We start from the raw sequence: 18,811 nt of genomic DNA, 5'->3' as shown, positions 1-18,811 counted from the left end.
AGGTTGGCGACGGAGAAAAAAATGTATATTGAAAATTATATTTAGTTGAGATGGACTCCAAATTAGGTTCATTTCTGATCACACAAAATAATAAGCGGAACAAATTATTTACAGATGAAAACAGTTATGACACTATTGATGCTTACTATGGTCACCATGACTACGCAGGCCCAACAATTAAAACAGGTTTCTTACCAGGATGGTGAACAGAAACTCAACGGCATGGTAACCGCCAATACGGCAAAAAAAGGCCCAGCTGTTTTAATTCTTCCAGCATGGAAAGGAATTGACAACGAAGCGAAACAAGCCGCATTACAACTTGAAAAAGAAGGGTACATCGCTTTCATTGCCGACATCTACGGTGAAGGGAATATCCCCTCCGACAACACCGCAGCTTCGAAAATTGCCGGCCACTACAAGACAGACTATAAAGCTTATCAGCATCGCATAATGCTCGCATTGGAACAACTGAAAAAAGAGGGTGCGGATCCCAGCAAGATTGCTATCATCGGCTATTGTTTTGGAGGTTCAGGAGCATTAGAAGCGGCGAGAGCCGGCTTCCCCGTCAATGCAGTGATCAGTATCCATGGCGGCCTATCCAAAGCTGCCGACAGACCCAATGGTTCGATCAAAACAAAAGTACTCATTGAGCACCCAGCAACCGATAAAAGTGTATCAAAAGAAGATTACGATGGGTTGGTCAAGGAATTAAATGAAGGAAAAGCAGACTGGCAAATAATTACCTACGCAAATTCTGGACATACGTTTACGAATCCCGAGTCAGCCGAATATAACCCCGTAATGGCTAAACGTGCCTGGGAGCACACCTTATTATTTTTGAAAGAAGTATTAAATAAATAGCAAAATCAACAACAGCAATATCGACCCAAATGAATTATAACGCGAAACTGCACATTTATCCGATTATCATTCAGTTGTTGATATTGCTGTTATATAGTCCCAGCGCAGCATCGCAAACAGTAAAATCGCTAACCATAGCTAGCCCAACGCAAGCAGTTCTTTTTGTAACCAATGAGTCCGATAAATCAACTGATTTTATCATGCGTCTACACGAAAAAAATGCTGCTGAGATTTTCAAACTAGTGCCTTTTAGCACAACAAAGTTATTGGTCACAAAAACCGATGCAAAAAAACTCACATTCATCGTTAAACATCACCAATGGACTATCGACGTATCGTCATTGAAGCAACGTCATGCCATGATCTTGTTTGATGGATTAGCAAAACCCAAGATCATATACGATAGCAATACCTATCTGGCAGCAGCCAAACCGATAGTAAACACCAGCACACAAATTGCGTCAACGAAAGCTTCGGCACAATATAATGCCTCACATTTCTTTGACTCAATCGCACAAGTTCAATTTATTCCATCCGGGCAATATGCAGCGGCTATTATCGCAAATCCCGCTCTTCCTCTTTATTACAGTCAGCGTAAGAAGATATGTGACGGTACTTATGTAATGCAGCAATTTTCGGAAGAAAATGAGGTGCAATCCGGTGCAATGATGACGACTGTATATGAAGAAGGCAAAGAGATCACATCGAACAATCTTTCCGGGGGAAATAATTATTACAACAAAAGGTTCTATAATCAATTCGGACTTATCGACTCCATACAGTACCTTCAAAATAGTAAATGGAGCAGCAGTACAATGTACCGGTATCTCCCAAATGCCATTATTTCCTACGATCCTACATTTGAATCGGCGATGATTTATCACTTGAACAGTAAACTCCAGGTTATAAAAAGTGAATCCATTCATTTTGTCTATCAACGGAGAGACTGGACCATTTACAGTTATGATCAACAGAATCGAATTACTGAAGAGATTTCGGGCCGAAATGATCAAAGAGAAAGTCGCGTCCGCTATCAGTATGATAGTCCGGAAACAAGTGACTATTCGCTACGTCAAACCTTCGATCAAAGCGATCGACTGACAGCTGAAATCAAGCGATCCTACCGAGCCAACGAAACGATTGATGAGTTTTATTATGAGGGTGTATTACAACAAAAATCAATTGTAAAAGACCGCGGCAACTGTGCCTTTGAAAATCTAGTATACAACAAGGAGGGACAGTTAACGGCAAAGTACATACAGGTAAGGAAAACCAACTAAACAAACTGAAAAACTGCGCTAAACTCCGGAAATAAGATTCTTGACTTTGATTAAAAATATGCGACAAAATACGGCAAAAAACACATTTCTGCACTAATTTTGATAGCGATACAAAAACGTCAAATTGAGAAAAAGAAAACTGATCAGTCAACGCCATCCCATACTCTACTTTTTTGCGGTATGGGTAAGAAGAGTACAAAGAAAAGTCATCTGGCTAATTGACAACAAAAAATACAGCACAGCTAAATCAGCTGAAAAACTTCCCTTTCGTATTAAGAAGCATCAGTCTGTCTTATTAAAAAAACTGGGCGAAAATAATATGCAATTGCAGATTAACAAAGTTACCAACCTGAAAATTGCAGCTGCACAGATTAATAGCATTCTGATCAGACCGGAGGAAACCTTTTCATTTTGTAAACTCGTTGGACTACCCACTGTAAAAAAAGGATATCTGCCCGGAATGGAGTTATCCTTTGGTGAAGCAAGAGCGGGTATTGGCGGTGGAATCTGTCAAATATCCAACCTCATCCATTGGCTTGTTATCCATAGTCCACTCACCGTCAACGAACGTTATCACCACTCTTTTGACCCTTTTCCGGACGATGGCCGTGTATTGCCATTCGGTAGTGGAGCTACCGTCTTTTATAATTATCGCGATTATCAGTTCACCAACAACACGCCGTACACCTTTCAAATAAACCTCTGGTTTACACACAAATGTTTAGAGGGTGAATTAAGAATTGATCAAGAACTTGACTTTGCCTATCATGTCTTTGAAAAAGAACATCAATTTCTTAAAATTGACAATCAGTTCTTTCGTAAAAATGAGATTTGGCGCGAGAAGTTTTTAAAATTTCAGGGTGGAAAGATTTTGGAAACCGAACTTTTGACCAAAAATTTTGCCCGGGTTACCTATACCCCTGTTGAATATATTGAAATTAGTGCCGATCAAAATACGGTCGATTAATTCAACAAGCTAAGTGATCGAAAAATGACGGATATGAAAAGTCCACTTTTTTGTTTAAGTTTGGTCTGGCTTTGGGGGTATTCTGTATAGAATTGAGATAGTCCCTTTGAACCTGATTCGGTTTATACCGGCGTAGGGAAAAGCAAAAATCCACTGTACAGCATACTCCTTTACTGCACAGGCTATCGCTCTTCTTCCCGCCAAGGCCATACAGTACATCTTAGCATATGTAAAAGGAATGGAAGATTCAATTATCAATTTATTAGAGCAGCTGAGGGTTGAAAAACCCCTTGTACACAACATCACAAACCTAGTCGTGATGAACAATACTGCCAACGCACTTTTAGCCCTAGGAGCGTCCCCTGTGATGGTACACAGTCCATTAGAAGTACGCGAGGTTGTCGATATTGCACAAGCTCTTGTCATTAATATCGGCACCTTGAGTGAAGCTACTGCCGAAGCTATGCTGGTTGCTACCGAACATGCCAATACCATTGGACGGCCCTGGGTACTTGATCCTGTTGGTGCGGGGATATCAGCATTCCGCAATGATTTATTATCCAATCTACTGGATCTCAAACCAACGGTTATTCGTGGAAATGCATCAGAAATCATGACGCTGTACAATTTCAACCAACCGAACACAAAGGGAGTCGACAGCACGACAGCCAGTAAAGATGCCCTCCGATTTGGCCAATTATTGCAAGAGCAAACCGGCTCCATTATCTGTATTTCTGGAGAAGTAGACTATATCCTTTCGGAAGAATACCGGGTTGAAGTCTATAATGGTCACCCTTTAATGACGCAAGTTACCGGACTTGGCTGCAGCGCTACTGCACTCATCGGGGCATTTTTAGGTGTTACGGACCACTATTTTGAAGCAGCTGTTGCCGGTGTGTCCATTTTGAGCTTAGCGGGAGAACGCGCTGCCCAAACCGCAGCTGGCCCAGGTAGCCTGCAGTTAAATCTCTATGATGAACTCTATCAGCTCAATGCAGAACGTCTAAAATCAACGCTCAAGATCAAACGCTATGCGCATTAATCCGCTGTTTCCCTACCCTTTATATTTAGTCATTTCTGAGCGCGACTCTTATCCTCAAAATTGGCTAAATGTCGCTGAAGAGGCCATTATTGGTGGAGTCGATCTTATACAATTGCGCGAAAAAGCTGACGATCCGGCCACATTTTTGGATAAAGCCATCCGTTTGAAAAAACTGACCGATCATTACGGTATTCCGCTCGTGATCAATGATGCCGTAGCAATCGCGGACCAGATCGGGGCATGGGGAATACATGTGGGGCAAAATGATGTGCAGCCGCTCGCTATTCGCGAAAAATATGGTGATAAATTAACCATAGGCTGGTCCATAGAAGCTGTTCAACAGCTAGAAAGTCAACAAATGTGCGCTGTCGACCACCTTGGTGTAAGCCCTATTTTTTCAACGAGAACAAAAGTGGATACGATAACCGAATGGGGAATTTCGGGTTTAAAGCAACTTAGAAATAGGACGGAAAAACCATTGATTGCAATCGGCAGCATGAATTTGCAAACCGCTGAACAGGCTTGGAAAGCAGGTGCAGACTCCATTGCAGTCGTTTCGGCCATCTGCCGAAGCCAAGACCCCAGACAGGCCAGTGCACAACTAAAAGAACTATTAAAATGACAAAAGATAAAAAATACAGGGTCCCTACCGTACTCAGCATTGCGGGGTTCGATGGTAGTGGTGGAGCAGGTATACAGGCAGACACCAAAACGATATCTGCATTAGGCTGTTATGCCATGAATGTATTAACCGCCCTGCCAGTACAGAATACACAAGGTGTAAGAAATATTTATGAAATCCCTACTGCAGCCGTCAGGGATCAATTGGATGCGATTTTTGATGATATCTATCCCGACGCAATCAAAATAGGGATGGTACACAATATTGAACTTGTGAAGCTTATTAGCAGCTATTTAAAAGAATATAAAGGGCCTATCGTCTTTGATCCAGTCATGGTGTCAACGAGTGGACACAAGCTCATTCATGATGATACAATTCAGGCCTGCATTGAACTTCTTTTTCCTTTAGCAACGCTGATTACACCAAATTTAGATGAGGTAGGTGTCCTGGTGGACGAAGTTATAGACAATGTCCTGAAGATGGAAAAAGCGGGAAATACCTTACTGGCGAAAGGCTGTCAATCGGTTTTGATTAAAGGCGGGCATCTCCAGAGTCAAGAGTTAACATCGCTATTATTCCAGCACAAGAGCGCTCCGATTGAATTCAAATCCCAAAAAATCAACAGCAAAAATACACATGGTTCGGGTTGTTCGCTTTCCTCAGCAATTGCAAGCCAATTAGCACAGGGTATTAGCCTCGATAAAGCCGTAGATTTCGCATTGGCCTATATACACGCAGCAATAGCCGGTAGTAAAGATCTTCTTATTGGCAAAGGAAATGGGCCATTAAATCACTTCCATAACCCACTTAAACTTATTCAATATGAACTGGACTGATCAAGCCTGGCATTCTATAACAACTATTTATTCAGATATACTTGCCATGCCGTTTATCGTTCAGCTTAGTGATGGTAGTCTTCCCCTGGATAAATTTCAATTTTACATGCAGCAGGATGCTTTCTATTTAGAAGAATTTGGCCGTGTGCTCGCTTTTATAGGTGCAAAAAGTGCGGATAACCAACAAGCATTGGACTATTTCGAATTTGGTCGCAATGCGCTTCTTGTTGAATGGGCACTACACGAAAATTACTTTCGGGAATTTGGTTTAAGTCCTGCCGACGAGAGCAACAAGATCGAACCAACTTGCCATCATTATGTCCATTTTCTTAAAAGCGTAGCCGCTTTCGAGAGCGTAGAGGTCGCTATGGCGGCAACACTCCCCTGTTTTTGGATTTATAAGGAGGTTGGAGATCACATTGTATCTACAGCAAATACACAGGGAAATCCCTATTCCAAATGGATAGAAACCTATAGTGGTGATGATTTTGCACAGGGAGTGATCAAGGCCAAAAACTATGTTAACAAAATTGCTGCAGAAACTACTGCAACAAAACGGGAGAAGATGCGACAAGTATTTATAACAGCTTCCCAATTAGAGTATCAATTCTGGTTAGCGGCCTATACACGAAGGGTATGGTAAAAAGAGTATTGCAAATAGTCGACTGTCCGATACCGAACAGTTGATGTTCAAAAATGAGCATAAACTAAAACATCACCCATAAAACAAGGTGTTATTAATCAACACCTTAAGCCAATTTAAAGTTTTGGCATCACTATTATACTATAGGTAGCAGTTAACAATCGGGTATAGGTACATGCACATTAGAAATGATAAAAAAAGGGAAATTAAAATGAAACTTTCAGCAACAATAAATTTAAACTAATAACAGAAAAATAATGAAAAGAATCTTAACCATAGCCTTTATTTCATTTTTATATGTAGCTCAGGCACAAGAACGCGAAACACGCAAAATCACTGCTCCAGATGGCATTTCATCAGCAACTTCATTACGTGTAGATTATATTCATTCTAATCGCAACGAGGTTGTTGTTGAGGCTGATAATCCCGATCATTTATCCCTTATCGAAACGACTGTAAAAAACGGTACACTCTATGTACAGTATAAGAGAAATTCACAAATTAGAAATGCGAGAAACAATCGCGTAACTGTTTACTCAAGCAAGATACCAACACGTTTTGCGGCGTCTTCTAGCAGTTCAATTCATACTGATGAAACAATTAAGGCCGATAAAATTTCTGTCGACGTATCTTCTTCAGCAAGCATATCCCTTAAAAGATTAATTGCGGATGATATAAGCCTTTCAACAAGTTCTTCGAGTAGTTTAACAACGAATGTGAGCAGTAAAAATTTGCAGGTATCTGCAAGTAGTTCGTCCAGCCAAGACATTTCGGGAAGTGCTTCAAATTTAAATTTGAATACCAACTCATCGGCATCGGTTGATATGAGCCGCTTCTCGACAACAAATGCCCAAATACAAGCGAATTCGTCTGCCAATGTAACGCTCAGCGTGAAAGAAAACTTACAAGGAAAAGTTTCTACGTCTGCGAAAATTGTATTAAAAAATCAACCCAAAAATGTCCAGGTGGACAAATCAACTAGCGGCAAAGTAGTTATGTAATTTTTAGTGTGGTCTTGAAAAAGACTGTTTATTTATGTTTAATGTTTAGTTAGCAAAAAAGGTGGTACTTCCCGGTATCACCTTTGCTTTTATTGACCTGTTTACTCACACTTCTCCTTCTCCTTCTCCTTCTAAATTTACACATTCATCACCTGAAAAAAAGCAGTATTAGGAAATTAGTAAGATCGATAACACCACCAAATTTCTGCTCAAAAAAAACTATTTTAGGTCTCGGTTTCACGACATTTTTGTATATTAATATCATATAAATGACAAACTTTCGGCGTAATGGATAATTTCTTAGCGACTTGTATAAAGCAATTTAAATATTATAAATCATTGGGTGATAAAACATTTACACAATTAAGCACTGAACAGCTCTTTTGGCATCCAAATGATTCAAGCAATAGCATTGCATTAATTGTAAAACATTTAGGTGGAAATATGCTTTCCCGTTGGACGGATTTTCTCAGCACAGATGGTGAAAAAGAAAATAGGAACCGGGATCAGGAATTTGAGAACAGCTGGACAGATCGCGATGAGCTTATTACCTATTGGAATGCTGGATGGGCGTGTCTATTCCAAGCAATTGAATCGCTCGGAGAAGAAGATCTCGCTAAAATCATCTATATCCGTAATCAAGGACATACCGTCATGGAAGCGATCTTGCGGCAACTCGCCCATTATCCTTACCACATCGGGCAGATTCTCTATATCGGGAAAATATGTTTGGTTGATAAATGGTCCTCCTTATCGATACCTAAAGGGCACTCCCTTTCCTATAATGAGGAGAAATTCAGACAGAAAAAGCAACAGCAGCATTTCACCTCCGAATTTCTGCAGGAAGACCGGAACACTACACCTTAATATTAAGATATAATCAGGACTGGTATGTTTTTACCGGCCCTGATTGTAAAGTAATTGAAATCTTAAAATACGATGATCGATTAAATTGTTAAGTCGTATTAGCGATGTAAATCAAAACGATCCAACTCCATCACTTTAGTCCACGCTTTTACAAAATCTTGTACAAATTTTTCGTTTGCATCGGCACTGCCATATATCTCGGCAACGGCTCTTAATTCAGCATTCGAACCAAAAACAAGGTCTGCTCTTCCTGCTTCCCATTTTTTTATACCAGTTTTACGATCTGATCCTTCAAAAACTTCCCGATCTGGAGAGATTGCTTTCCAAGCTGTTCCCATATCCAATAGATTAACAAAAAAGTCATTGGTCAGTTGGCCAGGTCGGTCAGTCATTACGCCTAGTTGAGAACCATCAAAATTGGCTTGAAGAGCACGCATCCCGCCAATAAGAACAGTCAATTCAGGAACAGATAAGGTTAATAACTGCGCCCGATCAATCAATAACGACTCCGTAGACACGGTATAAGCGCCTTTGCGATAGTTTCTAAATCCATCCGCAATTGGCTCAAGATAACCCATGGATTCCACATCCGTTTGCTCCTGCGTCGCATCCATACGCCCAGGATGAAACGGTACTTTGATATCATGCCCTGCAGCACGAGCTGCCTGCTCTATCGCGGCTACACCGCCCAAGACAATTAAGTCTGCCAATGAAATTTTTTTACCGCCCTGTTGTTTTCCATTAAAATCTTGCTGAATCTGCTCCAGCGCAGTAAGAACTTTTTGCAGTTGCGCCGGATTATTAACTTGCCAATACCGCTGCGGAGCCAAACGTATTCTAGCGCCATTTGCACCACCTCTCATATCCGACCCACGGAAGGTAGACGCTGAAGCCCAGGCTGTCGTTACGAGCTCGGCAGTGCTAAGTCCCGCGTTCAATAGGGCGGATTTCAATATACTAATGTCATCCGCATCGACCAAAACATGATCGACAGCAGGAATAGGATCTTGCCACAATAATTCCTCAGCAGGAACTTCGGCCCCCAAATAACGCTCTCTTGGTCCCAAATCACGGTGTGTTAATTTAAACCAGGCGCGAGAAAATGCATCAGCAAACGCATCTTGATCTTCGTAAAATTTACGCGAGATCTTTTCATAGATTGGATCAAAACGCAACGATAAATCTGTGGTCAGCATCGTTGGTCTGCGCTTTTTATTGGGATCAAAAGGATCGGGAATAGTCGAATCGGCTCCTTTCGCGACCCATTGGTGTGCTCCTGAAGGGCTTTTTGTCAATTCCCATTCATGCTCAAACAGATTTTTAAAGAAGAGATTGGTCCACTCTGTCGGTTTTTGTGTCCAAATGACCTCCAGTCCGCTGGTAATAGCATCAGCTCCCACCCCACTGCCATAAGTGCTTTTCCAACCAAGGCCTTGTTGTTCTATTCCAGCAGCTTCTGGTTCTTTTCCAACATTGTCGGCAGGCCCTGCGCCGTGAGTTTTCCCAAAAGTATGTCCTCCAGCAATCAAAGCCACAGTTTCCTCATCATTCATAGCCATCCGACCAAAAGTATCCCTTATGTCTTTTGCTGCAGCAATCGGATCAGGATTTCCATCCGGTCCTTCCGGATTTACATAAATCAATCCCATTTGTACCGCTGCCAATGGTTTTTCAAGATTGCGGGTGTGTAATTTACCGTCTGCATCGTCATCGGCCGAGAGCACACCATGCGACTTCATTACGCCTTCCGAACCATCGGCATAACGGATATCTCCGCCCAACCATGTGGTTTCAGACCCCCAATATACATCCAATTCTGGTTCAAAATAATCGACGCGCCCACCGGAATAACCGAAAGTTTTGAAGCCCATAGACTCTAGCGCAACATTACCCGTTAATATCATTAAATCTGCCCAAGAAATATTCTTACCATATTTTTGTTTGATAGGCCACAACAGGCGGCGCGCTTTATCTAGACTCACATTATCTGGCCAGCTATTTAGAGGTGCAAAGCGCTGTTGACCAGATCCTGCGCCGCCCCGACCATCGCTTACCCGGTAAGTTCCTGCACTATGCCATGCCATCCGGATGAATAATGGACCATAATGTCCAAAATCTGCCGGCCACCATTCCTGAGAATCAGTCATCAATGCATGTAAATCTTTTTTTACAGCTTCCAAGTCTAGTTGTTTAAACGCTTCTGCATAATCAAAGTCTACGTCCATCGGGTTTGACTTGCTCGCATGTTGTCTCAACAGGTCTACACGTAATCTATCTGGCCACCAATCTTGATTTTGAGTTCCACCTCCTGCGACCGAGTTGCGCATCGTACCATTGTGAAATGGGCATTTGCTAATGTCTTTTTCGTTATTGTCCATATTAAAAGAAAGTTTTTTTATATAATACCCTAATTGATCAAATTGTTTGATTTCAACTTTCATAAAAGTACATAAATGCAGTTGCACCACTCCATCGAATGATTTGATAAACTATAGATAAAATTTATATTACAACAAAAACACTATCTACATGAATGATAATAGCTTTTCAACTTTTTAAGCTTCGTATAATGGAAAGTGGTATGGTAAACATTTGGAGAAATAAAAAAGGACAGCCAATTTCTATATGCTGCCCTTTTTCAAAATCAGCTCAAATACTGATTTACGTTTACTATTGTTATTAATCAATAACAACCTCTTGTGGTCTCGCTACCTTTTCGAGATCTTTTGGGAGAATGACCGTCAACACCCCATCCTCAAAACTGGCATGTACATTATCTGTAAGCACCTGTTCATTTAATTGGAATTCACGCTCAAATGCTAATCCATCTTCCTCTTTATAAATATAATCTACGGAATTGTCTTGTATATTCGCTGTACATGAAATTTTAAGCACTCCTTCTTGTATGGTGACTTGGAATTGTTCTTTCTTGCGACCAGCAGCAAAAAGCTGTACTTTAAAGAATTCTTGATTCTCAACAATATTTACAGGAAAAAACTGCTGTCTCCGTGCGCTTTGCAGGGGTTCGTCATCAAAAAAATGCTGCTGAAATTTTTCAAAACGGTGCTTAAAATGCTTTCCACAAAATTTATCATGATTTGAATATCCGCTGCTGTAATTATCTCTTTTAAACATATCTTTAATTTTTAATTTTGAATACTAAATGTAAATTGATGATCGCAGGATTGCATTGGCAATTGCGATTCTGCAACTATTAATAAACAGGAACTATTGTTGATTTCTTGGAACGTCTTTTTGCATTTAACGGCACGATCGCTACGACTGTATCATAGTGACGCTGAACATTCGGGCGTACTGGGGCGGCGTCCAGTTGGAAAGCCCGCCGATCTCTCCGGCGCATTCTTGCTGCGGCAAAGGTTACTATACCAAACAGCACTGTTCCAAACAACAAGAGTTTAAAGATCGTCCCAATAATTAGCGTTGCTAATCCGGCTATTGCCGTAAGCACGATCAGGCGCGGCAATATAAATTGAAGTTTATTTTTCATTTGAATACATATTTTTTTAAAGGTTTCCATCAGTACACATCTTTATCTGTCTGAAATTGTACTTCTTCTTGACCTTCATATTTGTAATTAATTATTGTAGCCAACATCCATTCTGACAGAACATCGCGTTCTGCTATTTCCTTAGCATCAGGATACCGACATAAAAAAAGGCGCCTTTATAGAAGAAGACGCCCAACAACAGTTTTTACTTTAAAATTTTTATTCTTTTTTTAGAATCCACATCGTCCTCCAAAACGACGCTTCCATTCTTCCCGCAACCGCTCCCTTTCCTCATCGGAAAGATCTTCTCCTTTTTCCATCTGACGCGGAAAACCTTTTCGAAATCTCCCCCCTCCAGGTTTACCAAAACCCCTGCCGAACAGAATTCTTGACAAAACAAAGAGTCCTAATGCCTGCCAATAGGTAATTGTTTTTAAATTGAAAATATCAACCATTAATGTATTCCATAAATATTGTAGTAAGGCTACCAACAAAAAAACACCAATGATAATAGCGACAAACATAAAAGCGAATTTACCCTTTCGCTGTCTATTCATTCTTCCATTCATAGCTTAATCCTTTTAAAATTTTAATTCTTCATACAAACTCCGCAACCGTACTCTCAGATGCTTCACTGCATACCCTTTGCGACTAATGATGGTCTTTAAATGCTCATTTTCCATCACGGCAATTTCTTGAAGCGTTTTGTCTTCCAATTCATTCAACATAAAAACCCGTCTTTGTTTTTCTGGCAGTTCGTCCAATGCTTTCATCAGTTCATCCCAAAAAATATCCTTAAATAATTTTAGCTCGGGATTGTTGGAGTCATCAGCTAAAAGAAACTGACGGATAGGAAATGAACGCTCACTATCATCGTCGCCTGCGATCAGATCATCAAGTGATTCACTTTTCTTTTTTCGATAGCTGTCGGTAATTTTATTGCGTGTAACGGCATAAAGCCAGGCCCCAGCATTCTCCAGTTCATCCATATTGGTCAAACGGCTAAATTGATACCAAACTTCCTGTAAGATATCCTCTGCATCCTCAGTTTTCTTTACTTTCCCCTTAACAAAACGCAGCAGCTGACTCCCATAAGTCTTAACGGTATCCGTAAATGATCTGGAATTTTTCTCTGCCATATGATTTTGGTATGCAATGTCCATAGCAGCCTAGACGAACCAGCAAAACTTTTACTTTAAATTATTTACATCAATCTCTTCCCGCTCACTCCGCATCATGAACAACATGTCAGTTTTATCTTCTTGTTTCGTATACACTTTGTATAGTCTAAATTAAGTAAAATCTAAAAAAATATGTATAAACCACAAAATTAATCGCGTTACTCTTTTTGTCTCAGCTTTAGGCAATATGCGTAATGTTCTTGAGAGCTATAAAGAAATACTGACCTTGCAAATTCCATTAATTTGTCTTAGTTTAAAATAAATAACAAAACGCATCATGAATAGGTTATCGTCAGGTTTTTATGCCATTCATACGGCAGAAAATAAGTATAAAATTTCGTATAACTTTTACGAGCCTACAGATCCTCCTGTAGTGGCTACGATTCTTATCGTCCACGGTATGCAAGAGCATAGCGGTCGGTATCAAGAATTGGCCAATTATCTGGCTACACAGCATTTTGCGATTTTAACCTACGATCAATTGGGCCATGGAAAGACAGCTCTAGATGCGGATCAATTGGGGTATTTTCAACAGCATAGGGCTAAGGAGCAACTCATTAATGACGCCATTACAATGAGTAATTTCTTGCGAGAAACATATCCGCAACTGCCTCAATTTATTTTAGGGCATTCCATGGGATCTTTTGTTACACGTTGCGTGTTACAGAAAAAAGGAATACAATTTAAGGGGGCCATTATCGTGGGTTCAGGCCAACGTCAAAAAGGTTCAACAGCTTTTCGCCTTTTACTCACGCTGCTCAATAGTATTGCCCCCAAAAGAAGAAGCAAATTGATTAACCGTATTTTTGACAAACGCAACAATGCTCGCTTCAAGAACGAGCCCAACCAAAATAACAGCAATTGGTTAAGCGTAAGCGAGACAAACCGTATTTCATTTTTGGAAGATCCACTTTGTGGGGGATTGTTTACCAACAATGGATTTCATACCGTGTTGGAACTTTCGCTACAAGCGACAGATATCGAAGCTACCAAGAATATCCCAAATAATCTTCCAATTGTATTTATCAGCGGACAGGATGATCCAATTGGAGATTTTGGAATGGGCGTTGAAAAGAGCGTAGCGCAGTTAATTGCACAGGGCCAGACCGATATAACCATCAAATTATATGCAGGCATGCGGCATGAAATTTTAAATGAAGACTGCAAAATGGAGGTATTCCAGTTCATCAGTACCTGGCTTCATCGCCATTTAGGTTAGTTTCCGGCTGTAATATTTCCGAATAGGCTCATCTAAATATTTAAAGACCAATAAAGCTAAAAAAATCAACGACAGCATTCCAATTATAATGATCACAGCCATTTGCTTATTCGATGGGTGATGGAGTTCCACATAGCTCATAAAAATCCAGATAAATGGATAATGAATGATATAGAGCGGATAGGAAATATCACCTAAGAACTTACATAACTTCTTGCCCCCCCAAAAAACAGGTAGTCCTCCTATCCCTAGCATGAGCAATAAAGGGAAATAAAAGATAACGACAATAGGATCGATGTACTTACCATAAACATCAGAAAACGGAATGAAAAATACGACAGCAAGCAGACCAAGAATACTGAAAAAAGGTAGCTTGTTCGAAATAGTCCAGTTCGACCTAAAAATAAGTAGTCCCATTGAAAATGAAAACCATAAACGGATTCCCCCAGCCCAAAAATTATCTGCCCCAAAACCTACAGCTAAATAGCCGGAACGAAATGATTCAGCACATAGCGCTGCCGCACCTAGGATCACTATTCCCCAAAGAACCTTTTTTGGAATCCGTACCAGTATCAAAGCATAGGCTATATGGGCGATATATTCCCAAAATAGCGACCATGTAGGTGGGTTTAAATGAAAAAGATTAAAATATCGCTCTGGTACAGCTGGGTATGGGATCAAGGTTATCCCACTAATGAACATCCCTATCTTCTGTAAGACGGAAAATGAGGCGGCCAAATTACTGAATGGGTCGTAAATAAATGCCAATAAACCAATTAATGTACCGATTATAACCAATGGGTGCAATCTTAGCAAACGCAAGAGAAAGAATCGTTTTAGACCAATTGTGGCCAGCTTTTGATCATAGGCATAGGCAATTACAAAACCCGATAAACAAAAGAAGAAATCAACGGCTAAGTAACTATGTGGAATAAAACTATTGCGATAATCCGGCTGTGCAATTTCCATAAAATGAAACAGTACGACTGCAATTGCGGCCACCCCACGCATGGCGTCAAGAAGTTCAAAATGTTTCTTCGTTTGATGTATCATATTTTTTATGGAAAGTGAAAATCCAGACCGACAAAGGTAGGCTATCCGCTACTAGCTATTGAAAATTCTATTTAAAATTAAACGTTGGGGCCCGTTGCACTGCAACACTGCTGGTTGCCCCTTTAATTTTGGGCCAGTCCTTATCCCAGACTATCTGATCCAAAAATAGCATCCGGCGATTTCCCCCCGTCGCAACACGAGGCTGCTTTAGATCCATACCATGATAGAGTATCCAATCTTTTCCCTTATCGTCTGTAATAATGCGCGAAGTATGACCTGTTCCCACAAATTGATCATTTCCCTTTAACAACAACGTTCCACTCCCCCGCTGTGTAAGATTGCGGCCCTCTTGATCGATATAAGGTCCCTTCAGCTTGCGAGATCGACCCACAAGAACATGATAACTGCTTTTTTCTCCTTCACAACAGGAGCCTTTGGATCCGATAAAGTAGTAATATCCTTTCCGTTTATGGATCACGACAGCTTCAAAATCCCCAGCAGCAACTTTAAATTTTTTATTTAAATCGGGTACCGCGGTCCCATTTTCATCGAGTTCAACACCATAGGTACCCTGCGTATTCGCATCACTAAAACTACCCCAGAACAGATAATTCTCCCCATTTTCTGTAAAAAAATAAGGGTCTATTGAATTCGGTACATCGATCTCCTTGCTATCAAAAAGTTTACCTTGATCGATAAAGGGGCCTTCCGGTCTATCTGCTAGGGCTACACCGATACCGGGGTTGGGGTCTCCCCATGTTGAATAAGCATAATATAAGATATACTTTCCATTTAACCTCACCACATCTGGTGCCCAGATTCCCCCCTCGGCTTTCCAGCTCGGTTTTGAGCTGAAGGCCGTGCCAATCCAGGTCCAATGAGCAAGATCAGCCGATTGTAGAATAGACACCAAACGCTGTCCCTTTCCGTCGCCCCAATTGTCGGCTGTCCCGTACGCATAGAACATTTTGCTCTGTGGATCTCTAACGACTGTAGGATCAGCAAGTATAGGCTCAAAAACCGGATTGCTGTAGGTCTTATGCTGAGCCGTAGCATTTCTTATTTGAGCCGACTGCTTAACTGAACCTGGAGAGCTTCCGCAGGAGCTCAACAAGTTCAGTACGGCAACTCCGCCGATCCAATATCTGAACAACATTGCATTCAACATCTTATTATTTTTTTATATTATTTTCTTCATCACAGGAAAAGCTATTTTGCTTTTCCCAATTTCTCTTCCAACATTTTGATAAAATAGCCCCCAACAACGGATCTTGCTTTAAATCCAGCTCTCTTAGGACAATCTGTATACGTCCAATCCGACATGGGAACACGGTCTTTTGTTTCATTCATAAAATGGTAGACTGGCTTTAAAAATGCCTCAAAGGTAGGCTTGTCATTTGCCATGGTCGCCGTCCAAATAATCCAATCGGTTTTGGTATAAGGCTGACGATTGTCCAGGGGAAGTCCGTATTTATTTTGTTTGCCGAGATAGTATTTAATTTCAGTTTCACGAATAGAGGGGTCAAAAATCTCCATCTTAAGCAATTTATCCCAGACCATATTATACTTTTGGCTCCAGGTTCCGGTTTTATCAAAAGTCAGCTTATAGTGATCCCCATCTTCAGCCATCTCTTTCCATTTCATAGCCATTGCTTTTGCTTCGGTCAGATACTTTTTCGCTGTAGCCTCTTCACCAAGCATTTGGGCTAGATAACCGTAAGATGCAATACCTAAAATAGCTTTAATTGATAAATTGGCATTATGTGCAAAATGGCCCGCGAAATCATCTGTGCACAACTGATTTTCAGGGTCAAGGCCCTTATCTACTAAATAATCTACCCAAGTGGACAACACTTTCCAATGTTTTTTGGCATAAGCTGCATTTCCTTCGACCTTCGCTAAAGCATAAGTTAATATCAACATATTTCCCGATTCTTCGACAGGCATATCCCCACCGTAAGTTTGGCCATTCGCCAAAGGATAGGTCCCAACATCATGCGCAGCAAAAGGTTTTGTCCACTTATTACTTTCACTATAATAAAAAATGGCGTTCATTAGTGCTTTTGCCAGTTCCGGATTATAGTAAAGGAAAATCGGAGCCGAAGGATAGGTTACATCAACAGTTCCTATTGACCCATTGCTATCATTTTCTTTGGACAGTAAAAGCAGGTCGCCATTGGGTGCTTTTACAAGTTTATGGGCGGCGATTGCCTGTCTATAGGCCAAGGCACATAATGCGGCATAGTCCTCACCTCCGTTACGCAAAGCTGTAGCCCATAATTCGGCATCAAATTTATCAGCAGCCTTTTTTAGAGCAGTATACTCTTTGTCGGCCAGTTCAAATTGTTTCTCAATGGAACTATTTCCATTGGTATTCCAATAAGGTCGTAAATTTTGTCCAAAATATTGGATGGAGTACAGGTCATCATACCCCAACAAGATCTTATCCTGGTAGCTTGATGAGACATCAAAAGTTTGCATCAGTGCCAATTGTTGCCCTCCATTTGAAGAAGAGCTATTTTCACTCTTCAGAAAATTAGACCGTAATTGATGGCTACTTCCGACCGCGGACTTTGTCTTTGATTTTGCGCCAGCCATATAGAAATATCCCCAATCTATCCGTAGGTCGTCACCTTTCCTTCCTAGAACCTGCTGGCTTTTGCTTCCTGTCTTTACAAACTGGAGATTTCCTGAAACAAAGGAACTGCTTGCAGCATCTTGAAGTGGAGAATTCAGTGCCCAATTTGGTGCTGCCTCCAAATAAAGTTGCACCTGATGTTTCTTGCCATCCTTCGCATGGACCGTATAGGAAAGATAATTTACGGGTCTCGCCATTAAGTCCAATTTATCCAGAAACATCGGTGCAGTAAATGTAATATTTAAATCGACCGGCCCGCAGTTAAACGAATAATGTGTTTGTGTTGCCTGCACATTGGAAACAATCTGCTTCGCTTCATTGTCAAATTGAATACTACCTTCTTTTTCTGTAAAGAGTCCAAAATCAAAGTATCCGTTCGCTACCCTATTATAGCAATAACCCGCGAGTATATTTTTTCCTTTCTTCAACGTTTTCACGACATGATCGGGCAGCTTGACCCGACTATTTTTACCTGTTGAATTGCCTGTATTAGCAACCTCAATCCCGTTGACGTACAAAATAGCGTCATCGTCATGTGTAAATTCGATATATACGGATTTGCCCTTAAGATCCTCACTCAGTTCAACTTCCCTTCTAACCCAAATTTTAGGTTCCTGCCAATCAGTCTCCACATTGGGTTCTTTATCCTTGGTACCGAATGGCGCTGCCCCCGTCTTCCATTGCCGTGCATCAAATGAAGGTTTCATCCAGTCCGGAGCGGGTTCATTGACAACATAACTTCCGGTCCAAGCCGCATGTTCACCCAGCCGTGCCAAAGGCAAGAGTTCAGCTTCTTCTTTACCCAAGAAGCGATAGGATTTCCCATCCACTTTAAGGACGCCCAATAAGGGGAAGGATTTTCCGGTCCAATGGCGTACAACATCCGCATTCAATTCGTTGCTATAGGACCAGGCACTTGTATTGGGGTCAATTGTTACTAAAGGATAGGCAGGCGCGCGAAGATCATTCTTAAAGACTTGTTTTTGTGCAAACGACGATACCGATTGACATACAATAGCCGTTGCAATTAGTAATTTTAATTTCATTGATTTTGTATAAAATAGGTTTAGGTTGACAGGTATATTTTCAGCGA

At 40.9% G+C, this 18,811-nt stretch carries 18 protein-coding genes and 1 riboswitch; of the genes, 10 read left to right on the top strand and 8 right to left on the bottom strand.

The genetic code is table 11. The annotated features are described in order from the left end of the window. The first annotated feature begins 114 nt into the window (after positions 1-114). The 9 genes from B2107_RS07485 to B2107_RS07445 all read left to right on the top strand — a co-directional run bounded on the left by B2107_RS07485 (position 115) and on the right by B2107_RS07445 (position 8,119). Complete coding sequence (locus B2107_RS07485) at positions 115-861, top strand: dienelactone hydrolase family protein (protein WP_293954616.1); 747 nt, start codon at positions 115-117, stop codon at positions 859-861. A 29-nt stretch (positions 862-890) separates the two neighbouring features. Beyond that, positions 891-2,141, top strand: coding sequence for a hypothetical protein (locus tag B2107_RS07480; protein WP_293954614.1), 1,251 nt, complete (start codon positions 891-893; stop codon positions 2,139-2,141). A gap of 124 nt (positions 2,142-2,265) precedes the next feature. Beyond that, positions 2,266-3,108 carry a VanW family protein gene (locus B2107_RS07475; RefSeq protein ID WP_293954612.1) on the top strand — a complete coding sequence of 281 codons (843 nt, stop codon included), beginning with the start codon at positions 2,266-2,268 and terminating at the stop codon, positions 3,106-3,108. A 63-nt stretch (positions 3,109-3,171) separates the two neighbouring features. Continuing rightward, positions 3,172-3,264: riboswitch (TPP riboswitch) on the top strand. Positions 3,265-3,346: 82 nt separating this feature from the next. Next, the gene (gene thiM / locus B2107_RS07470) at positions 3,347-4,150 is read left to right on the top strand and encodes a hydroxyethylthiazole kinase (RefSeq protein WP_293954611.1); all 804 of its coding nucleotides are present in this window, start codon (positions 3,347-3,349) and stop codon (positions 4,148-4,150) included. Next, the gene (gene thiE / locus B2107_RS07465; protein ID WP_293954610.1) at positions 4,140-4,772 is read left to right on the top strand and encodes a thiamine phosphate synthase; all 633 of its coding nucleotides are present in this window, start codon (positions 4,140-4,142) and stop codon (positions 4,770-4,772) included. Before thiM ends, thiE begins: the two co-directional genes overlap by 11 nt. Next, positions 4,769-5,608 (top strand): bifunctional hydroxymethylpyrimidine kinase/phosphomethylpyrimidine kinase, encoded by an 840-nt coding sequence (gene thiD / locus B2107_RS07460; protein ID WP_293954609.1) that lies wholly within the window; start codon positions 4,769-4,771, stop codon positions 5,606-5,608. The genes thiE and thiD overlap by 4 nt, the downstream gene beginning before the upstream one ends. Beyond that, the gene (tenA, locus tag B2107_RS07455; protein WP_293954608.1) at positions 5,595-6,251 is read left to right on the top strand and encodes a thiaminase II; all 657 of its coding nucleotides are present in this window, start codon (positions 5,595-5,597) and stop codon (positions 6,249-6,251) included. Before thiD ends, tenA begins: the two co-directional genes overlap by 14 nt. A gap of 257 nt (positions 6,252-6,508) precedes the next feature. Continuing rightward, positions 6,509-7,252, top strand: coding sequence for a GIN domain-containing protein (locus B2107_RS07450; RefSeq protein WP_293954607.1), 744 nt, complete (start codon positions 6,509-6,511; stop codon positions 7,250-7,252). 288 nt (positions 7,253-7,540) lie between these two features. Continuing rightward, positions 7,541-8,119 carry a DUF1572 family protein gene (locus B2107_RS07445; protein ID WP_293954606.1) on the top strand — a complete coding sequence of 193 codons (579 nt, stop codon included), beginning with the start codon at positions 7,541-7,543 and terminating at the stop codon, positions 8,117-8,119. A 98-nt stretch (positions 8,120-8,217) separates the two neighbouring features. Here B2107_RS07445 and katG read toward each other — a convergent pair whose 3' ends face one another. The 5 genes from katG to B2107_RS07420 all read right to left on the bottom strand — a co-directional run bounded on the left by katG (position 8,218) and on the right by B2107_RS07420 (position 12,766). After that, a complete protein-coding gene (gene katG, locus B2107_RS07440; protein WP_293954605.1) occupies positions 8,218-10,497 on the bottom strand; it encodes a catalase/peroxidase HPI in 2,280 nt (759 codons plus the stop codon). A gap of 301 nt (positions 10,498-10,798) precedes the next feature. Beyond that, positions 10,799-11,254 carry an Hsp20/alpha crystallin family protein gene (locus B2107_RS07435; RefSeq protein ID WP_293954604.1) on the bottom strand — a complete coding sequence of 152 codons (456 nt, stop codon included), beginning with the start codon at positions 11,252-11,254 and terminating at the stop codon, positions 10,799-10,801. 79 nt (positions 11,255-11,333) lie between these two features. Continuing rightward, a complete protein-coding gene (locus tag B2107_RS07430; RefSeq protein WP_293954603.1) occupies positions 11,334-11,627 on the bottom strand; it encodes a hypothetical protein in 294 nt (97 codons plus the stop codon). Between the two features lie 230 nt (positions 11,628-11,857). Beyond that, on the bottom strand, positions 11,858-12,196 hold the full coding sequence (locus B2107_RS07425; protein ID WP_075993453.1) for a hypothetical protein: 339 nt from the start codon (positions 12,194-12,196) through the stop codon (positions 11,858-11,860). A 12-nt stretch (positions 12,197-12,208) separates the two neighbouring features. After that, entirely contained in the window at positions 12,209-12,766 is a 558-nt protein-coding gene (locus B2107_RS07420; protein WP_293954602.1) for an RNA polymerase sigma factor, read from the bottom strand. 319 nt (positions 12,767-13,085) lie between these two features. On the opposite strand from B2107_RS07420, the gene B2107_RS07415 reads away from it, so the two are divergent. Next, positions 13,086-14,027: an alpha/beta fold hydrolase gene (locus B2107_RS07415; protein ID WP_293954601.1), complete on the top strand. Its 942-nt coding sequence runs from the start codon at positions 13,086-13,088 to the stop codon at positions 14,025-14,027. On the opposite strand, the gene B2107_RS07410 is transcribed toward B2107_RS07415, so the two are convergent. The 3 genes from B2107_RS07410 to B2107_RS07400 form a co-directional block, all read right to left on the bottom strand. Next, positions 14,019-15,080 carry an acyltransferase family protein gene (locus B2107_RS07410; protein ID WP_293954600.1) on the bottom strand — a complete coding sequence of 354 codons (1,062 nt, stop codon included), beginning with the start codon at positions 15,078-15,080 and terminating at the stop codon, positions 14,019-14,021. The two genes, B2107_RS07415 and B2107_RS07410, sit on opposite strands and share 9 nt — an antisense overlap. Before the next feature lie 67 nt (positions 15,081-15,147). Beyond that, positions 15,148-16,248, bottom strand: a complete 1,101-nt coding sequence (locus B2107_RS07405) for a family 43 glycosylhydrolase (protein WP_293954598.1) — start codon at positions 16,246-16,248, stop codon at positions 15,148-15,150. A 41-nt stretch (positions 16,249-16,289) separates the two neighbouring features. Continuing rightward, a complete protein-coding gene (locus tag B2107_RS07400) occupies positions 16,290-18,764 on the bottom strand; it encodes a glutaminase family protein (RefSeq protein WP_293954596.1) in 2,475 nt (824 codons plus the stop codon). Between the last annotated feature and the right edge of the window lie 47 nt (positions 18,765-18,811).

The organism is Sphingobacterium sp. UBA7855 (genome assembly GCA_002500745.1).
GTDB lineage: Bacteria > Bacteroidota > Bacteroidia > Sphingobacteriales > Sphingobacteriaceae > Sphingobacterium.
Note: the sequence above shows the minus strand (reverse complement) of the source record. Positions and strands in the feature narration are given on the sequence as shown.

Bases quoted from the DNA above. Each gene is read 5' to 3' on its own strand.
- B2107_RS07485 (WP_293954616.1), top strand. From the start codon at position 115: ATGAAAACAGTTATGACACTATTGATGCTTACTATGGTCACCATGACT.
- B2107_RS07445 (WP_293954606.1), top strand. From the start codon at position 7,541: ATGGATAATTTCTTAGCGACTTGTATAAAGCAATTTAAATATTATAAA.
- thiM (WP_293954611.1), top strand. From the start codon at position 3,347: ATGGAAGATTCAATTATCAATTTATTAGAGCAGCTGAGGGTTGAAAAA.
- B2107_RS07405 (WP_293954598.1), bottom strand. From the start codon at position 16,248: ATGTTGAATGCAATGTTGTTCAGATATTGGATCGGCGGAGTTGCCGTA.
- B2107_RS07420 (WP_293954602.1), bottom strand. From the start codon at position 12,766: ATGGCAGAGAAAAATTCCAGATCATTTACGGATACCGTTAAGACTTAT.
- B2107_RS07480 (WP_293954614.1), top strand. From the start codon at position 891: ATGAATTATAACGCGAAACTGCACATTTATCCGATTATCATTCAGTTG.
- B2107_RS07415 (WP_293954601.1), top strand. From the start codon at position 13,086: ATGAATAGGTTATCGTCAGGTTTTTATGCCATTCATACGGCAGAAAAT.
- katG (WP_293954605.1), bottom strand. From the start codon at position 10,497: ATGGACAATAACGAAAAAGACATTAGCAAATGCCCATTTCACAATGGT.
- tenA (WP_293954608.1), top strand. From the start codon at position 5,595: ATGAACTGGACTGATCAAGCCTGGCATTCTATAACAACTATTTATTCA.
- B2107_RS07410 (WP_293954600.1), bottom strand. From the start codon at position 15,080: ATGATACATCAAACGAAGAAACATTTTGAACTTCTTGACGCCATGCGT.
- thiE (WP_293954610.1), top strand. From the start codon at position 4,140: ATGCGCATTAATCCGCTGTTTCCCTACCCTTTATATTTAGTCATTTCT.
- B2107_RS07425 (WP_075993453.1), bottom strand. From the start codon at position 12,196: ATGAATGGAAGAATGAATAGACAGCGAAAGGGTAAATTCGCTTTTATG.
- B2107_RS07430 (WP_293954603.1), bottom strand. From the start codon at position 11,627: ATGAAAAATAAACTTCAATTTATATTGCCGCGCCTGATCGTGCTTACG.
- B2107_RS07435 (WP_293954604.1), bottom strand. From the start codon at position 11,254: ATGTTTAAAAGAGATAATTACAGCAGCGGATATTCAAATCATGATAAA.
- thiD (WP_293954609.1), top strand. From the start codon at position 4,769: ATGACAAAAGATAAAAAATACAGGGTCCCTACCGTACTCAGCATTGCG.
- B2107_RS07400 (WP_293954596.1), bottom strand. From the start codon at position 18,764: ATGAAATTAAAATTACTAATTGCAACGGCTATTGTATGTCAATCGGTA.
- B2107_RS07450 (WP_293954607.1), top strand. From the start codon at position 6,509: ATGAAAAGAATCTTAACCATAGCCTTTATTTCATTTTTATATGTAGCT.